15 protein-coding genes are annotated in these 14,318 nt (G+C 40.1%); 7 read left to right on the forward strand and 8 right to left on the reverse strand.

The genetic code is table 11. The features are described 5' to 3' along the window. Positions 1-1,135: 1,135 nt before the first annotated feature. Positions 1,136-1,456 carry a DUF4870 domain-containing protein gene (locus ACIQYG_RS10605; RefSeq protein WP_402837755.1) on the reverse strand — a complete coding sequence of 107 codons (321 nt, stop codon included), beginning with the start codon at positions 1,454-1,456 and terminating at the stop codon, positions 1,136-1,138. Positions 1,457-1,663: 207 nt separating this feature from the next. Here ACIQYG_RS10605 and ACIQYG_RS10610 point away from each other — a divergent pair, with 207 nt between their 5' ends. The 4 genes from ACIQYG_RS10610 to ACIQYG_RS10625 all read left to right on the forward strand — a co-directional run bounded on the left by ACIQYG_RS10610 (position 1,664) and on the right by ACIQYG_RS10625 (position 4,586). Next, positions 1,664-2,443 (forward strand): undecaprenyl-diphosphate phosphatase, encoded by a 780-nt coding sequence (locus tag ACIQYG_RS10610; RefSeq protein ID WP_402837925.1) that lies wholly within the window; start codon positions 1,664-1,666, stop codon positions 2,441-2,443. A 332-nt stretch (positions 2,444-2,775) separates the two neighbouring features. Then, the gene (locus tag ACIQYG_RS10615; RefSeq protein WP_034307447.1) at positions 2,776-3,330 is read left to right on the forward strand and encodes a GNAT family N-acetyltransferase; all 555 of its coding nucleotides are present in this window, start codon (positions 2,776-2,778) and stop codon (positions 3,328-3,330) included. Positions 3,331-3,535: 205 nt separating this feature from the next. After that, positions 3,536-3,928: a CidA/LrgA family protein gene (locus ACIQYG_RS10620; protein ID WP_053535350.1), complete on the forward strand. Its 393-nt coding sequence runs from the start codon at positions 3,536-3,538 to the stop codon at positions 3,926-3,928. Beyond that, complete coding sequence (locus tag ACIQYG_RS10625) at positions 3,903-4,586, forward strand: LrgB family protein (protein ID WP_402837759.1); 684 nt, start codon at positions 3,903-3,905, stop codon at positions 4,584-4,586. Before ACIQYG_RS10620 ends, ACIQYG_RS10625 begins: the two co-directional genes overlap by 26 nt. Positions 4,587-4,628: 42 nt before the next feature. Here ACIQYG_RS10625 and ACIQYG_RS10630 read toward each other — a convergent pair whose 3' ends face one another. Then, positions 4,629-4,772 carry a DUF2639 domain-containing protein gene (locus tag ACIQYG_RS10630; protein WP_072273150.1) on the reverse strand — a complete coding sequence of 48 codons (144 nt, stop codon included), beginning with the start codon at positions 4,770-4,772 and terminating at the stop codon, positions 4,629-4,631. 51 nt (positions 4,773-4,823) lie between these two features. After that, a complete protein-coding gene (locus tag ACIQYG_RS10635) occupies positions 4,824-5,912 on the reverse strand; it encodes an undecaprenyldiphospho-muramoylpentapeptide beta-N-acetylglucosaminyltransferase (protein WP_402837760.1) in 1,089 nt (362 codons plus the stop codon). Positions 5,913-6,104: 192 nt separating this feature from the next. Here ACIQYG_RS10635 and ACIQYG_RS10640 point away from each other — a divergent pair, with 192 nt between their 5' ends. Both ACIQYG_RS10640 and ACIQYG_RS10645 read left to right on the forward strand, forming a co-directional pair. Then, on the forward strand, positions 6,105-7,217 hold the full coding sequence (locus ACIQYG_RS10640) for a mechanosensitive ion channel family protein (RefSeq protein WP_402837762.1): 1,113 nt from the start codon (positions 6,105-6,107) through the stop codon (positions 7,215-7,217). 304 nt (positions 7,218-7,521) lie between these two features. Then, positions 7,522-8,877, forward strand: coding sequence for an MATE family efflux transporter (locus ACIQYG_RS10645; RefSeq protein WP_402837764.1), 1,356 nt, complete (start codon positions 7,522-7,524; stop codon positions 8,875-8,877). 63 nt (positions 8,878-8,940) lie between these two features. On the opposite strand, the gene ACIQYG_RS10650 is transcribed toward ACIQYG_RS10645, so the two are convergent. Then, positions 8,941-9,714, reverse strand: coding sequence for an SDR family oxidoreductase (locus tag ACIQYG_RS10650; RefSeq protein WP_402837765.1), 774 nt, complete (start codon positions 9,712-9,714; stop codon positions 8,941-8,943). A 158-nt stretch (positions 9,715-9,872) separates the two neighbouring features. Here ACIQYG_RS10650 and ACIQYG_RS10655 point away from each other — a divergent pair, with 158 nt between their 5' ends. Further along, on the forward strand, positions 9,873-10,340 hold the full coding sequence (locus tag ACIQYG_RS10655) for an Hsp20/alpha crystallin family protein (protein ID WP_402837767.1): 468 nt from the start codon (positions 9,873-9,875) through the stop codon (positions 10,338-10,340). A gap of 193 nt (positions 10,341-10,533) precedes the next feature. Here the strand turns inward: ACIQYG_RS10655 and ACIQYG_RS10660 are convergent, their stop codons facing one another. The 4 genes from ACIQYG_RS10660 to ACIQYG_RS10675 all read right to left on the reverse strand — a co-directional run bounded on the left by ACIQYG_RS10660 (position 10,534) and on the right by ACIQYG_RS10675 (position 14,317). Continuing rightward, positions 10,534-11,316: a CAP domain-containing protein gene (locus ACIQYG_RS10660; RefSeq protein ID WP_402837769.1), complete on the reverse strand. Its 783-nt coding sequence runs from the start codon at positions 11,314-11,316 to the stop codon at positions 10,534-10,536. Positions 11,317-11,763: 447 nt separating this feature from the next. Next, positions 11,764-12,201 (reverse strand): FixH family protein, encoded by a 438-nt coding sequence (locus tag ACIQYG_RS10665; protein ID WP_063575895.1) that lies wholly within the window; start codon positions 12,199-12,201, stop codon positions 11,764-11,766. 17 nt (positions 12,202-12,218) lie between these two features. Then, positions 12,219-13,634, reverse strand: a complete 1,416-nt coding sequence (locus tag ACIQYG_RS10670; protein ID WP_402837770.1) for a sensor histidine kinase — start codon at positions 13,632-13,634, stop codon at positions 12,219-12,221. Continuing rightward, positions 13,631-14,317 (reverse strand): response regulator transcription factor, encoded by a 687-nt coding sequence (locus tag ACIQYG_RS10675; protein WP_034307471.1) that lies wholly within the window; start codon positions 14,315-14,317, stop codon positions 13,631-13,633. Before ACIQYG_RS10675 ends, ACIQYG_RS10670 begins: the two co-directional genes overlap by 4 nt. Position 14,318: the final 1 nt, after the last annotated feature.

A 14,318-nucleotide genomic window follows, 5' to 3' on the forward strand; every position in this document is an offset into this window, starting at 1 on the left:
AATCCTAATGTAGACAAAATGGGGTTCTACCTAATTTTAGAACAAGACCAGATTATCCTTAATGTTTTTTACTGCATTCCTTATTGGATTAAGAAAAATTTGCGACACTCCTGCCGAATACTGGCTAGGCGAGGAGGATTGCAGGCTGTCGGCGGATAGGGAGCGGAATTCTGACATCCACTGGAACGTTTTCTAAATAAAAAAACTGCAGTCAAACTCGCTTCTCCTTGAGTTTGTCTACAGTCTGAAAGGATTTCGAATGGAACGGAATCCTATTGTGGACAAAATGGGGTTCTACTTAATTTTAAAACAAGACTAAATTATCCTTAATGTTTTTTTACTGCATTCCTTATTTGATTGAAGAAATTTGCGACACTCCTGCCGAATTACTGGCTAGCCGAGACACCGCAGCCGCTAGGCGAGGAGGCTTGGCAGGCTGTCGGCGGATAGGGAGCGGATTTCTGACATCCACTGGAACGTTTTCTAAATAAAAAAACTGCAGTCAAACTCGCTTCTCCTTGAGTTTGTCTACAGTCTGAAAGGATTTCGAATGGAACGGAATCCTATTGTGGACAAAATGGGGTTCTACTTAATTTTAAAACAAGACTAAATTATCCTTAATGTTTTTTTACTGCATTCCTTATTTGATTGAAGAAATTTGCGACACTCCTGCCGAATTACTGGCTAGCCGAGACACCGCAGCCGCTAGGCGAGGAGGCTTGGCAGGCTGTCGGCGGATAGGGAGCGGATTTCTGAAATCCACTGGAACGTTTTCTAAATAAAAAAACTGCAGTCAAACTCGCTTTTCCTCGAGTTTGTCTACAGTCTGAAAGGACTCCGAATTGATCGGAATCCTAATGTAGACAAAATGGGGTTCTACCTAATTTTAGAACAAGACTAGATTATCCTTAATGTTTTTTACTGCATTCCTTATTGGATTAAGAAAAATTTGCGACACTCCTGCCGAATACTGGCTAGGCGAGGAGGATTGCAGGCTGTCGGCGGATAGGGAGCGGAATTCTGACATCCACTGGAACGTTTTCTAAATAAAAAAACTGCAGTCAAACTCGCTTTTCCTCGAGTTTGTCTACAGTCTGAAAGGATTCCGAATGGAACGGAATCCTTTTACCTCATTCTATAATACCCTGAAGATCAATGGGAACCTATAATCCGTTCCTTCATAAGCCCTAACAGCAGCAATGATGGTGAATACGACTAAAGCTATCCCGATAACCGGCAATAGCAAGAAACCAACCAATACTATAGTGAGTATCCCTGCGATTATTGAATATACAGTGTAGGAAATGAAAAAATTCAAGTATTCCCTTCCGTGATAATCCACAAATTGTGACGAGTCCTTCTTCAATAACCAAATCACCAAAGGACCGATAAATGCTGTAAAAAAGCTGATCACATAAATAAGGGCAGCAAACACTCTTTCATCTTTAGTAGGCATAGTGTCTTCCCCTCCTTTCTCATATGAATAATTACGAATCAAATCAAAAATAGTTTCATTTTTCCTCTCATTATATTCGAAAGAAGGTAAATCTGGACTGCCTTATCTTGATATACCAATAAAATCCGGACATGTTCATCCGTCTTGTGCATACATTTTAAATAATGGATTGTCCTATACCTTCTAGAATGGAGTGATGTTTTTTTGCTGAATGAATTTCAAGCCTTCATCCTTGGGATCATTCAAGGCTTGACTGAGTTTTTACCTATTTCAAGCACTGGACATTTATATTTAGGACGGCATATTTTCCACCTTGACGAGGCCGGCATTTTTCTGGATACCATGCTCCACATCGGAACCTTGCTGGCGTTATTGGTCGTCTATAAGAATGACATAATGGCCATTTTGAAAAACCCTTTTTCCAAAATGACCCTGCTTCTCATTGCTGGGACGATACCTGCAGTTATTGCCGGCATTTTACTCGGTGATTGGTTTGATGGCCTTTCAAAAACAGGTGTGACCATAGGCTGGGAATTTTTAGCGACCGGACTGATCTTATGGGTAGCCGACGGAGTAAGAAAAGGCGGCAAATCCCTTAATGAAATTTCGATTAAAGATGCGCTGATCATCGGTACCTTCCAAGCTGCTGCCATCATGCCTGCTCTTTCGCGCTCCGGCTTAACGATAGCCGCAGGCCTCTTCTGCAGACTGGATAGGGCCACCGCAGCCTATTTTTCCTTTTTGCTTTCCATTCCTGCCATTACGGGTGGCATCGTTTTTCAGATGAAACCGATCTTTACAGGAGAAGTAGAACGGCTTCCACTCACTGCACTATTCGTCGGGACCCTATCAGCAGCAATCTTTGGTTATATAGCCGTAGTATGGATGATCGATTTCTTAAAAAAGCGTTCACTCAAAATATTCTCCATTTATGTATGGGCCCTCGGAGCAATCATTTTATTCATGCAATTTACAGGTGAATTTTAAAGAAAAAAGGGGGAGAAAAATCAGTTTTTCATGGAAGGATGCAGGCGTTTGCCTAAAGATTTCACCCTTCAAAAAAAAGTTGAAATTTGACGAAAAAAAAAGGCAAAAAACCTATTCCCAAACCGTTTTTTTTTTAGTATTATACCTTCGTAAGGTTCTTTAGATTTGCATATTTTCTGACAATAAAAATAGGGAAGGCAAATGGTGCGCCACCGGTTTCCGGTTCTAGTGGGTTCGATTCCCACCCCGAAATTTTTTGATGAACGACTTAAAAAATTTCGAGGGTGGGCAGCGACTACGCATAAGAACTGCCCTCAAACGGAGGGACGGAAATGTTAAAAAAGAGAGATTTCACAGATTGTTTTTCTCTTTATGAACAAATGACGCATCCAGATGTCTTCCCTTTCGTGCGCCATAAGGTAGATTCATATGAAGAATATGTTTTCATTACTAAGCAAACGATCGAAGCCGAAGATGCTGGGCAACTCATTTCACGAACAATCTTGGATGAATGGGAAAATCCCATCGGTTGTATTTCTTTATACGATATTGAAAATGGTGCAGGTTTCTTAGGCACATGGCTTGGCAAGCCTTATCATGGAAAAGGGTATAATGCCATCGCAAAAGACGCTTTCTTCAAAGAGCTTTTTTTCGAGCTCGGTTTGGAAACGGTCTTCATGCGTATTCGCAAAAAAAATATCCGCTCCATAAAAGCTGCTGAAAAGCTTCCCTATGCCGTCAATGCCAACGAAACAAGAAAATCCCTTTATGATCAGATCAATCATGAAGGAGATATCTACGATTTGTATGAAATCCCTAAAGATTTATACACCTTTCATATCCTTAGACAGCATGATGATGACGAACAGCAGTTACTTGAAGCATAGAGCGAAGAACATTTCAGCATGGCTTTGTTCATCTTTTCATATAATGGCCGGAGCTTCCAAACCTGGAAAGCTCTTTTTTCCAGTTTCACAGGATGTTTAACATAGATTGCTGCAAATCCCTATTCTTTTTAGGGATATTTTTTTATAATGAATACAATTGACCAATTCAATAATATATTCAAAGCGTCATTGAAAGGACTTAATCATGAAAAAAACATTTGCTTTTATCGTGCAGCTAATCTTCCTGCTCATCATTTGCAAGCTTGGCTATTATTTAGCCAATTTACTTCATTTACCTATACCAGGCAACGTCATCGGCATGATTCTGTTATTCGGTTTATTACAGACGAAGGTCATAAAAGTCGAATGGATTGAACTTACATCAGGATTTTTGGTAAAGCACCTAGCCTTTTTCTTCATTCCCATTTCAATCAGTTTAATGACCATGGGATGGCTTTTCATTGAATTCGGTTTGCCATTGGCACTTACATTGGGAATCAGCCTGATATTCGGATTCATCGTTTCAGCTTGGACTGTTCAGAAGCTATCCCATAGAGGAGAGGTTAAGCAGCATGACAGCGCTCATCACAACATATAGCATCTTGATAACCATCCTTGCCTATATCATTGGAAGGAAAATATATGCTAAACATCCATCACCTTTTACGACGCCCGTATTTTTCAGTACGGTTACAATTATTCTCGTACTGCTGATCAGCGGGTTGGACTTCGAGGATTATTCACCAGGAAAAGACATCATCACCTATTTCCTGGGACCAGCTACCGTTGCTTTGGCCGTACCACTTTATAAAAATAGAAAAATAATCGTTAAATATGCAATGCCGGCTATTAGCGGCATGATTTTTGGTCTTTTTGTCACTTTGATCCTTGCCTTCGCCATCGCTAAAGCATTTTCACTTCCGCAATTCATATTCCAAGGATTGGCGGTTAAATCCATTACAGTGCCCATCGCGGTTGAAATCACGGAACTTTATGGTGGAAATTCCAATATATCAGCTGCCTTCGTCATTTTAACAGGGGTGCTGGGTACGATGATCGCTCCAAAAATGATGGATAAACTAAACATTACGATGCCCTTCGCACGCGGTATCGCTTATGGTACGATCGCTCATGGTCTCGGAACGGCTCAAGCTGCCCAGGAAAGTGAGTTTACCGGGGCTGTCGCAGGTGCGGCAATGGCTATCGCAGGTATCCTTATTTCCTGTTTCTTTCCTTTTATAAGTAATTTCCTTTAAAAAGAACCGCAACGTTAACGACGTTGCGGTTCTTTTTATGATTTACCTTTTTTGCAGATCCTCGTATAAACGCCTTAGAATATAAGTTTTATACAGCTCCAGCTTTCTTTTTTCAATTGGATGATAGCTAATCCCTGCGGCTTTTAGCTGCTGAATGAACCATCCTTTGGAATATTCATAAGCCATACTACCCCCTCCTCTGTTCGAAAAGATATGCTGCATAGAGGGGAATGATACTTATTTTTTTGCTGCCATTACTTGAAGCAGTAATTCATACATTTCAGCTGCCGTTTTGAATGGGCGTTTTTGACGCATTTTCTCTTGATATTCATCCGATTGTTTCAATAAATCCGCTAATGTAGCATTAAAAATCCGATCATTCAGCTCTTCTTCTTGGATGACTTTACAAAAACCCTGTTTTTCAAAGCTTGATGCATTCAGGATTTGATCTCCTCGGGATGCATTGGCACTTAGAGGGATAAGCAACATCGGCTTTTGCAAACCAAGGAATTCAAAGATAGAATTTGAACCAGCCCTTGACACAACGACATCAGCAGCCGCCAAAAGATCGAATAATTCTTCGTGCACGAATTCAAAAGGAGCATATCCCCTTTGTTTCAATTCGGTTTTCACATTTCCCTTCCCGCAAATGTGAATAATCTGATAATCCTTTAATAAGGCATCAAGGTTATCTGTAATTAAATTATTGATTTTAACGGCCCCAAGGCTTCCGCCCATAACGAGTAATACCGGTTTATTATTCGTGAATCCACAAAATGCCTTTCCAGCAGAAGCGTTTCCAGTAAAAATCCCATCGCGCAATACAGCGCCAAGATACATGGCCTTCTCTTTCGGAAGATTTTTTTCCGTTTCCTGGAAGGTAGTGAAAATTTTCGATGCAAGTGGCATCGCGATCTTATTAGCCAGACCAGGCGTATAATCCGATTCATGTATCGCAATCGGAATCCTCAGCATCCTGCCTGCCAAAACGACTGGAACCGAAACGAAACCACCTTTAGAAAAAATGAAATCGGGCTTGGTCTTTTTTAATATTTTTCGTGCATCAAAAATCCCTTTTATGACACGGAAAGGGTCTTTCATATTTTCAACAGATAGATAACGTCGGAATTTCCCAACGGAAATCGTTTCATAACGGACCTCGGGAAATTCCGTTTCGATGATACTTTTTTCAATGCCTTTTTTTGAACCAATATAAGTAACATCCCAATCATGCTTTAAAAATTCCGGGATGATTGCTGCATTAACAGATACATGACCGGCAGAACCGCCTCCGGTAAATACTATTTTCTTAGTCAATATTTCCACCTTCCAAACTTAAAAAATCACTTTGCATCCATATTACCATATATCCTTGCCATTATAACTTGAAAAAGTATTCAGTGACCCGTAAAACCCCCATGATGTATGTAATCATCGATTATTTTTCCTTTTTCAGCATGAATATATTATAATCTTAGTATTCTACAATACTACAAGATACAATGGAGGAGTAATACATTGCAAGAAGTTTCTGAATCACTTAATCAATTTGATGGAATCGAAGCCTGGACCAAATTAGGAATTTCCATAGGCATTTTTCTAATCTTCCTTTTGCTTCGGAAAGTATTTACTACATATATATTCAAGTTCTTTCTACGGATTGCAGAAAAACGTAAAGTTGAATTTGCCGCCAACTTAATGCTCGCTTTAGAACAGCCGGTAAGATGGCTTATCGTTTTGATTGGTGTTATCATTTCACTGCACTACTTTCCGATCGACTCACCTTCGGTTGAACTCAGATCGAAAATATACAGATCGTTTTTTGTCTTCTTATTCTTTTGGACGATTTTTAATATCAGTTCGATCTTAACTATATTATTTCCGAAATTAGTAAGTAAATTCGGACTTGAAGTCGATCAAATCGTCATGCCGTTCTTTACGAAAATCATAAAATTGATCATCATTGCTTTTGGTGCCTCCATCATCGCGGAAGAATGGGGATTTAATGTCGATGGATTTGTTGCAGGGCTTGGTTTGGGTGGATTGGCTTTCGCACTTGCCGCTAAAGATACCGTCAGCAATTTCTTTGGGGGTATCGTCATCGTTACCGAAAAACCTTTTACCATAGGAGATTGGGTCAAAACTCCAAGTGTGGAGGGAACCATTGAAGACATCACATTCCGAAGCACCAAAGTCCGGACTTTTGCCCAAGCTTTAGTTACAGTCCCAAATGCGACCCTTTCGAATGAACCGATCATCAACTGGTCCAAGATGGGTAAAAGACAGATTGCCTTCCATTTGGGTGTTAATGTCACGACACCAAAAGAAAAATTGGAAAATGTCATTAAAGAAATTGAAAGAATGCTCATTGATCATCCTGAAGTACATCCGGAAACGATTTTGGTTAAGTTTGATGAGTTCAGTCATTCCGGTTTCAACCTTTACCTATATTTCTTCACGAAAGCAACGGACTTTGGAGGATATTTATCAATCAAAGAAGATGTAAACTTTAAAATAATGGAGATATTGGAACAGGAAGGTGTACAAATTGCCATTCCTTCACAGGCATTCATTCTTCAAAAAGACTCAGGTATGGAAGCCATGAATGATTTTGAATCCATGCGCGACTGACGACTCCTTCTGGAAGAGCGCGTCCAAGGGAGACCCCCACAGGCGGCAAAAGCGCCGAGGAGGCTCCCGGGACCGCCCGCGGAAAGCGAGTGCCTGCAGTGGAAAGCAACGTTCATATTTTACACTGCCTAAAAAAATGTAGGCAATCTTAATTACATATCGAGTTTGTCTATAATCTGAGACTTGCCCTAAACGGCAAGTCTTTTTTTAGCTTCAAATAAAAACTCTTAAAACATCACATGCATATGTGATATAATTCTTTCATTGTGTTGAAAATTCCAAATATTGATATTGAGGTACTTTGATGAATCAGACTTATACTAAATCACAAAAGATCCGCCTGTTATTTTATATATTGATACCTATCCTGATCACCCAAATCAGCATGTATGCCATGACTTTTTTTGATGTGATGATGTCGGGGCAATACAGCACTCAGGACGTTGCTGGCGTTTCCATCGGCAGTTCGCTATGGACACCCGTGTACACGGGGCTGAGCGGGATATTGATTGCCTTAACACCGGTAGTTTCACAGCTGGTGGGTTCCAGGCAGTCTAAATCCGTTTCCTATTCCGTGATGCAGGCCATTTATTTAGCTATAGCCTTAGCCTTGTTCATTTTAATCATTGGAGCGTTTTCTTTGAACCCCGTATTGAATGCCATGGACCTTGAAGATAGTGTCCACATGGTGGCCCATGATTATTTGATCGCCCTTTCACTCGGTATCATTCCTTTATTCATTTATAATGCGTTGAGGGCTTTCATCGATGCCTTGGGGCAAACTAGGATTTCCATGATCATCACCTTATGTGCGCTCCCGGTAAACGTCCTTTTTAATTACCTGTTAATATACGGGAAGTTTGGATTCCCTGAACTTGGCGGTGTCGGTTCCGGGTACGCCACTGCCATTACGTATTGGTTAATAGCCCTGGTGGCCATCCTGGTTGTAATAAAAATAAACCCATTTTCGACATATCAGGTTTTCACTGAATTTTTCCGGGTTTCCTGGAAAGAATGGAGGGCCTTATTATTGATTGGGGTACCCATCGGGCTGGCTATTTTCTTTGAAACAAGCATTTTTTCGGCAGTCACACTTTTGATGAGTAAGTATGATACCGTGACGATTGCATCGCATCAGATTGCCATGAATTTTGCGTCACTGCTTTATATGATACCGCTAAGTATCTCCATGGCATTGACGATCGTCATTGGATTTGAAATTGGGGCAGCCCGTTATAAAGATGCCAAAGAGTATAGCTGGATTGGCATTTCGATGGCCTTGACGATGTCACTCGTTTTGTCGACCATCCTCTTCCTCTTCCGTGAACCTGTGGCCTCTTTATACACTAAAGATCACGAAGTAATGATGCTGACATCACATTTTTTAATATATGCCATCTTCTTTCAGATATCGGACGCCCTCCAGGCACCTATTCAGGGTATTTTACGTGGATATAAAGATGTAAATGTCACATTTGCAATGTCACTGGTCTCCTACTGGATTCTCGGGCTTCCGATTGGCTATTTCTTTGCACAATATACGGATATGGGAGCCTTTGGGTATTGGATCGGCTTAATTTCCGGCTTGGCTCTCGGAGCTATAGGCTTGGCTGCTCGCTTACGGTTCATTCAGCAAGTAAAATATAAAAAAAAGGCGTAAAAAAAGTGGGGCTGGATTACACCGGCCTCACTTTTTTTCATTCTGAATTCAAATTCTAAACCACTAGGCTTTATATATTTTCCCAAGAACATCCTTACCGCCTGTTACCGGTATGATACTCCCGGTAATGAAATCTGATTTTTCATCACATAGGAACGTGATGACCCTCGCTATATCTTCCCCCGTACCCGGTCTTCCGACTGGAACCGTTTCATCCTTTGCTGCTCTCGCGACCCTAATTTCCTCCTCTTTCCAATCACCAATGATATCACCAGGACAAACCATATTCACGGTGATCCCATGTGTAGCTTCTTCGGCAGCTAAAGTTCTTGTCAAGGAAGTCAAGCCACTCTTTGCAGCAGCAAAAGCAGAACGATAGATCCAACCTGGTGCAGTTTCACACCGTTCAAATCCCAATGTAATGACCCTACCCCAGTTTCTGCTGCGCATTTGTGGAATAAGTTCCTTCGCAAAATAGAAAAAACCATTTAAATTTCCGTCCATGATGTACTTCCATTCATCGCTGCCATATTCAGTCATCGGTTTACGATCATGCATATATGGCCCTGCGTTATGAATGAAGACATCAACACGGCCAAATTCCTCCGAAATCTTTTGCAAATTATTCCGGCAATCTTCCTCACTTGACGAGTCACCTTGAATCGCAATTGCCTTAACATGGTACATTTCCTGTAATTCATCCACTAATGCTAAAGCTGCCTTTTTACTTTTTCGATAAGTAATGATAATGGACATTCCATTATCGGCGAGTGAAGACGCCATCCTTTTGCCGATACCCGTTGCTCCACCAGTAATAAAAGCTACTTTTTCATCCACAGGCTTACCCTCTTTATCTAATGGATTTTACTTAATTATACATAAGTTTATTCCATTTTCTATAATTTAGTAATTATAAAAAAGAACCTCTGGGCTTTAGCTGCATAAAATATAACAAATAAACCTGTCAGACCATAAGCAGGAGAGAGGAATTCAATATGTTTCCCTGGAATTCACTTTTTTCTTTTAAGAATAACCCGAACCAAAAGGAATTCATGAAAAATATGCAGCAAAGTGATGTTCAATCGTTCATTGAAAAGGTATTTTCACAAGTGATCCCTGACAATATGCAAGGTATGATGAACCAAAATGATGGCGGCTCACAAAAAGTAAATGCCAGATCTGAACATCCTTTACATGCCGAAGTATTTGAAACCCACTTATATGTCTTCGTAAGAATTCCAATAGAAGATGAATCCTGGCTAAAGAAAATGAAACTTTATCATACATCTAACCAATCCATCATCGAGGGAATTCCTGAAGAGTCAGATCGGCATGTCATAACACTCCCTGCACCTGTCAAGAAAAAGGGGGCATCAGCCCAATATAAAGAATCAACATTGGAAATACGTCTTCAAAAAAGTTTCAATACACAATATTCAGAAATCGATGTATCCGAAATTTAAGTGGCTTCACCGGGACCTCACTGATGTTATGGTGCGGTTCCAGTTATTTCTTGGTTCAATTCTTTTTAGATTTGGGTACATTATAGAGAACCAATCGATGTCACAATTGATTTTTTTTCATGGAATGGAATGATCCATTCTCGCAAAAAAAAGCGCACCCCATGTTAATGGGATGCACTTTTCTATTAATCTATTATTTTCCGATGAATTGTTGAGTCCAGTAGTTACCAGATTCTACGTAACCTACTCCGATATGAGTAAAGCTAGAATTCATGATGTTTTCACGGTGTCCTTGGCTATTCATCCAAGCTTGTACCACTTCTTCAGGTGTTTGTTGACCTTGTGCGATGTTTTCGCCAGCTGTTTTATAGCTGATTCCGAATTGTTTCATCATATCGAAAGGTGAACCGTAAGTTGGGCTATTGTGATCAAAGTAGTTTTTATCTTTCATGTCTTGAGACTTGATACGTGCAACTTTGCTCAACTCAGTGTCGATTTTAAGAGCTGCCAAACCTTGTTTTTCACGTTCTGCATTCGTTAATTTAACAACTTCTTGTTCAAACGCACTTAATTCAGAGCTTGTCTCTTGTTTTTCATCAGTTGATTTATTAGGTGTCACTTCTGGTGCTGCAGGTTTTGCTGCAGGTTTTGATTGGTTCGTTGTTCCAGCTTCTTGTTGAACTGGTTTTTGAACTGGTTTTTGAACTGGTTTTTGAACTGGTTTTTGAACTGGTTTTTGAACTGGTTTTTGAACTGGTTTTTGAACTGGTTTTTGTTGTGCCTGCGCTGCAGGTATAGTGATATTGTATTTAGCTAGGTATTGGTTAAGGACTTTTTGCATATCCTCTTTATTCGTAGTTTTATAAGTTACTTGTTTCACTGTATCACAGTTGGCTGCTTCAGCTTGGTTAGCTCCTACTCCTGTGAATATAATAGCTGCAGCCGCTGCTGCTGACATAATCATTTTCTTTTTCATTCGTATTTCCTCCTGTGATGTTCATTTTTTGTTGTGCTTTGCTTCTGGAATTATCATAACATGCATTTTTTGTAATAAAGGCACCATCAATTTCCATCAAATTCACAGGATGCGAATGAAAATATATTTATGATCCAAGTTTCAGAGAAAACAAGCAGAAATGCTTTAACTATCTATGTTTCTGCCAATAGTATAAATACTCATATTTTTCCAGTAATTATTTGTCAATGGTAGTTACATAGAACCATTTCCATGGAATACTAATAACTTTTAGTTGACATATCGCTTCCAACCGAAATATTATGACTTTCTTTACTTTTATGTTACAAATTTTTCGGTTTCACTTCGACATTTCGTCATTTTCCCCCTATCATCTTGAATATTTTTCCAAATAAAAAAACAATCCGGATTTAAGCCCGAATTGTTTTGATTTTGATGGTACATTCATCATTTCATTTCTTCATCATTCATCTCGTCCATTTCTTTTTTTCCGCCATTTTGTTCGGGAGTGCTTGGTTTACCTATGACGAATTCTTTCTTTGGCATGTTGTGCATGTCCCTTGCCGTGACGTGGGCATATACATAATAGGTTCCTTCTTCATCAAAAGCCTTTTCCAGTTCATATATACCGTTCCCTTTATGTTTTACTGCTATCTTGTCATGGTCATCGCTATTCGCAAGCCAAATTTCAAAACTGACATCATCCGCATCTGTCACGACTTCGTCCCCATATGTTACTTTTGCCTGAAATTTCACAGGCTCATTCACTTTACCCTGAGTTGGATCGACAGCTAAATCGACATTTAACATTTTCGGAATTTCCTCTTTCTTGCCGCATCCAGCCAAAAAAATTAACGCCATGCAAAATAACATAATTTTTTTCATTTGAACGTTTCCCCTTTTTATGAATTCCATTCTTCTTTTATATTCGGCAGGATGACCCTGACTGTTGTTCCCCTTTTTTCCTTGCTTTCTATTTCGATTTTACCATTTTGTAATTCCACCAATTTTTTGACAATGGATAGTCCAAGCCCTGAACCGCCATCAAAACGGCTGCGTGCCTTGTTCACACGGTAAAAACGATTCATGATATACGGCAGATCCGCTTCCGGAATCCCGTTGCCCGTGTCAGTTACCAGCAGTTCGCAATCATCTTTATGCTGAATTAGGGTAATATGGATTGCCCCTCCAGGATCCGTATACTGAATGGCATTATCAAAAATGTTATGTAGGATCTGTTCCATCCTTCCTTCATCCCCAAAAATAATCGGGTCTGGATCCAGGTCTAGCTTTAAGCCCAATTGTTTTTCCTTTATTATCGGTTCATATTTCACAAGTACGTCTTCAATGAATTGCGCATAGGCAATCGGGGTTTTATTTAACAAGAATGGAGCACTTTCCATTTTTGATAAGTCCATAAGATCTCCCACAAGCCGCTGCAGCCTAAGAGCCTCCCTTGAAATGAGTTGAAGGTATTTCCGTTGCTCTTCATCATTTTTCACGACACCATCCAATATGGCCTGCGTATAGCCCTTTACGTAACTAAGCGGGGTTCTGAGCTCATGTGCAACATTTTCTAGAAATTCTTTTTTTCTTTCTTCTTCCAAATGGATGGAATTGGCCATATCATTAAAGGCTATTGCCAGTTTACCTATCTCATCATGACTCCTTACCTCGACCTGTATGTCATAATCCCCCTCTGAGACACGATGGGCCGCAGTCTCTATTTCCTTAATCGGACTGACTAGCTTTTTCAACCATTTAGTAGTAAACAAAATCGCGACAATCAAAAATAATAGAACCGCTGCCAACCATCTTGCAGCAAATTCCTTAAATAAGACCGTAATGGAATCTACAGGAATATATGTATAGATGATGCCTTCGAGACGATTTTCGTCAATCAGGGGTATGATCGCCGCTACGATGTTCTTTTCAAACCTTTTCTCATATCCCTCTTTTTCAACGGCTTTCCCATCTAAAAGCATTTGCCGTTCTTCTTCAGAAATAAGGGTATCATAATTGATTTCAAAAGGCAGACATGCACTCAATTCCCTGGGATTATTGACGACAAAGACTTCGCTGTCGTTCTTACTGTTAAACCATTCAACTTTTTGCTTAAAGTCTTCGCTGATTTCACCGCCGGAATAATCCGCCCCTAGCAATGATGCTTCATTGACTAAATCCGTTTTAAGCTTCTCCACATATAGATTTTTATAATAATATTGGGAAAGGGAGTAAGCGAACAGCACGGAAAGGATGATGGCGGTGATAATGGTGAGCCATAATTTAAAAGAAAGGGTTCGCCATTTATAGATCATTTCTTTTCCTCTATCTTATAACCGATTCCCCAGACGGTTTGAATGTAATCGGCCGCTCTTAATTTCATTCGTAACGTTTTAATATGGGTATCCACAGTACGTAAAGATCCTCCATACTCACCGCTCCATACATTTTCAAGCAGTTGTTCACGGCTGAGTGCCTGGCTTTTATGACGCATGAGGAATAAAAGCAATTCGAATTCTTTCAAGGTTAAATTGATTGGCTTCCCTTCCACTAAAACCGTTCTGGATTGTAAGTTCAAGCTAATTTTACCGAATCGGACATGGTTTTGATTCTCTTCATTCAATGATAATTTCCCTGTCCTTCGCAATACCGCTTCGACCCTTGCGACCAATTCTCCTGGATTGAACGGTTTGACGATATAATCGTCGCCGCCAAGCTTCAGCCCTTTCACCTTATCCCATTCTTCACCTTTCGCACTGACAAATATCACAGGGATCTCCCCAATTTCACGAATTTCTTCACAAACGGAGAAACCGTCCATACCTGGCATCATGATATCCAATAGGATTAAATCCACTTCCTCTGTTTCAACCATGCTTATAGCTTCTTTTCCATTCGCAGCTTGAAGGCATCGATAACCTGAGTTCAGCAAATACATTTCAACTAGATTTCGCATATCTTCTTCATCATCCACGACTAAAATGGTGTAAACATGCATG

The organism is Peribacillus sp. NPDC096622, assembly GCF_044762665.1.
Taxonomy (GTDB): Bacteria; Bacillota; Bacilli; order Bacillales; family DSM-1321; genus Peribacillus; species Peribacillus frigoritolerans_B.

Bases quoted from the DNA above. Each gene is read 5' to 3' on its own strand.
- ACIQYG_RS10630 (WP_072273150.1), bottom strand. From the start codon at position 4,772: ATGGCTTATGAATATTCCAAAGGATGGTTCATTCAGCAGCTAAAAGCC.
- ACIQYG_RS10605 (WP_402837755.1), bottom strand. From the start codon at position 1,456: ATGCCTACTAAAGATGAAAGAGTGTTTGCTGCCCTTATTTATGTGATC.
- ACIQYG_RS10675 (WP_034307471.1), bottom strand. From the start codon at position 14,317: ATGCATGTTTACACCATTTTAGTCGTGGATGATGAAGAAGATATGCGA.
- ACIQYG_RS10615 (WP_034307447.1), top strand. From the start codon at position 2,776: ATGTTAAAAAAGAGAGATTTCACAGATTGTTTTTCTCTTTATGAACAA.
- ACIQYG_RS10660 (WP_402837769.1), bottom strand. From the start codon at position 11,316: ATGAAAAAGAAAATGATTATGTCAGCAGCAGCGGCTGCAGCTATTATA.
- ACIQYG_RS10665 (WP_063575895.1), bottom strand. From the start codon at position 12,201: ATGAAAAAAATTATGTTATTTTGCATGGCGTTAATTTTTTTGGCTGGA.
- ACIQYG_RS10620 (WP_053535350.1), top strand. From the start codon at position 3,536: ATGAAAAAAACATTTGCTTTTATCGTGCAGCTAATCTTCCTGCTCATC.
- ACIQYG_RS10625 (WP_402837759.1), top strand. From the start codon at position 3,903: ATGACAGCGCTCATCACAACATATAGCATCTTGATAACCATCCTTGCC.
- ACIQYG_RS10645 (WP_402837764.1), top strand. From the start codon at position 7,522: ATGAATCAGACTTATACTAAATCACAAAAGATCCGCCTGTTATTTTAT.
- ACIQYG_RS10670 (WP_402837770.1), bottom strand. From the start codon at position 13,634: ATGATCTATAAATGGCGAACCCTTTCTTTTAAATTATGGCTCACCATT.
- ACIQYG_RS10655 (WP_402837767.1), top strand. From the start codon at position 9,873: ATGTTTCCCTGGAATTCACTTTTTTCTTTTAAGAATAACCCGAACCAA.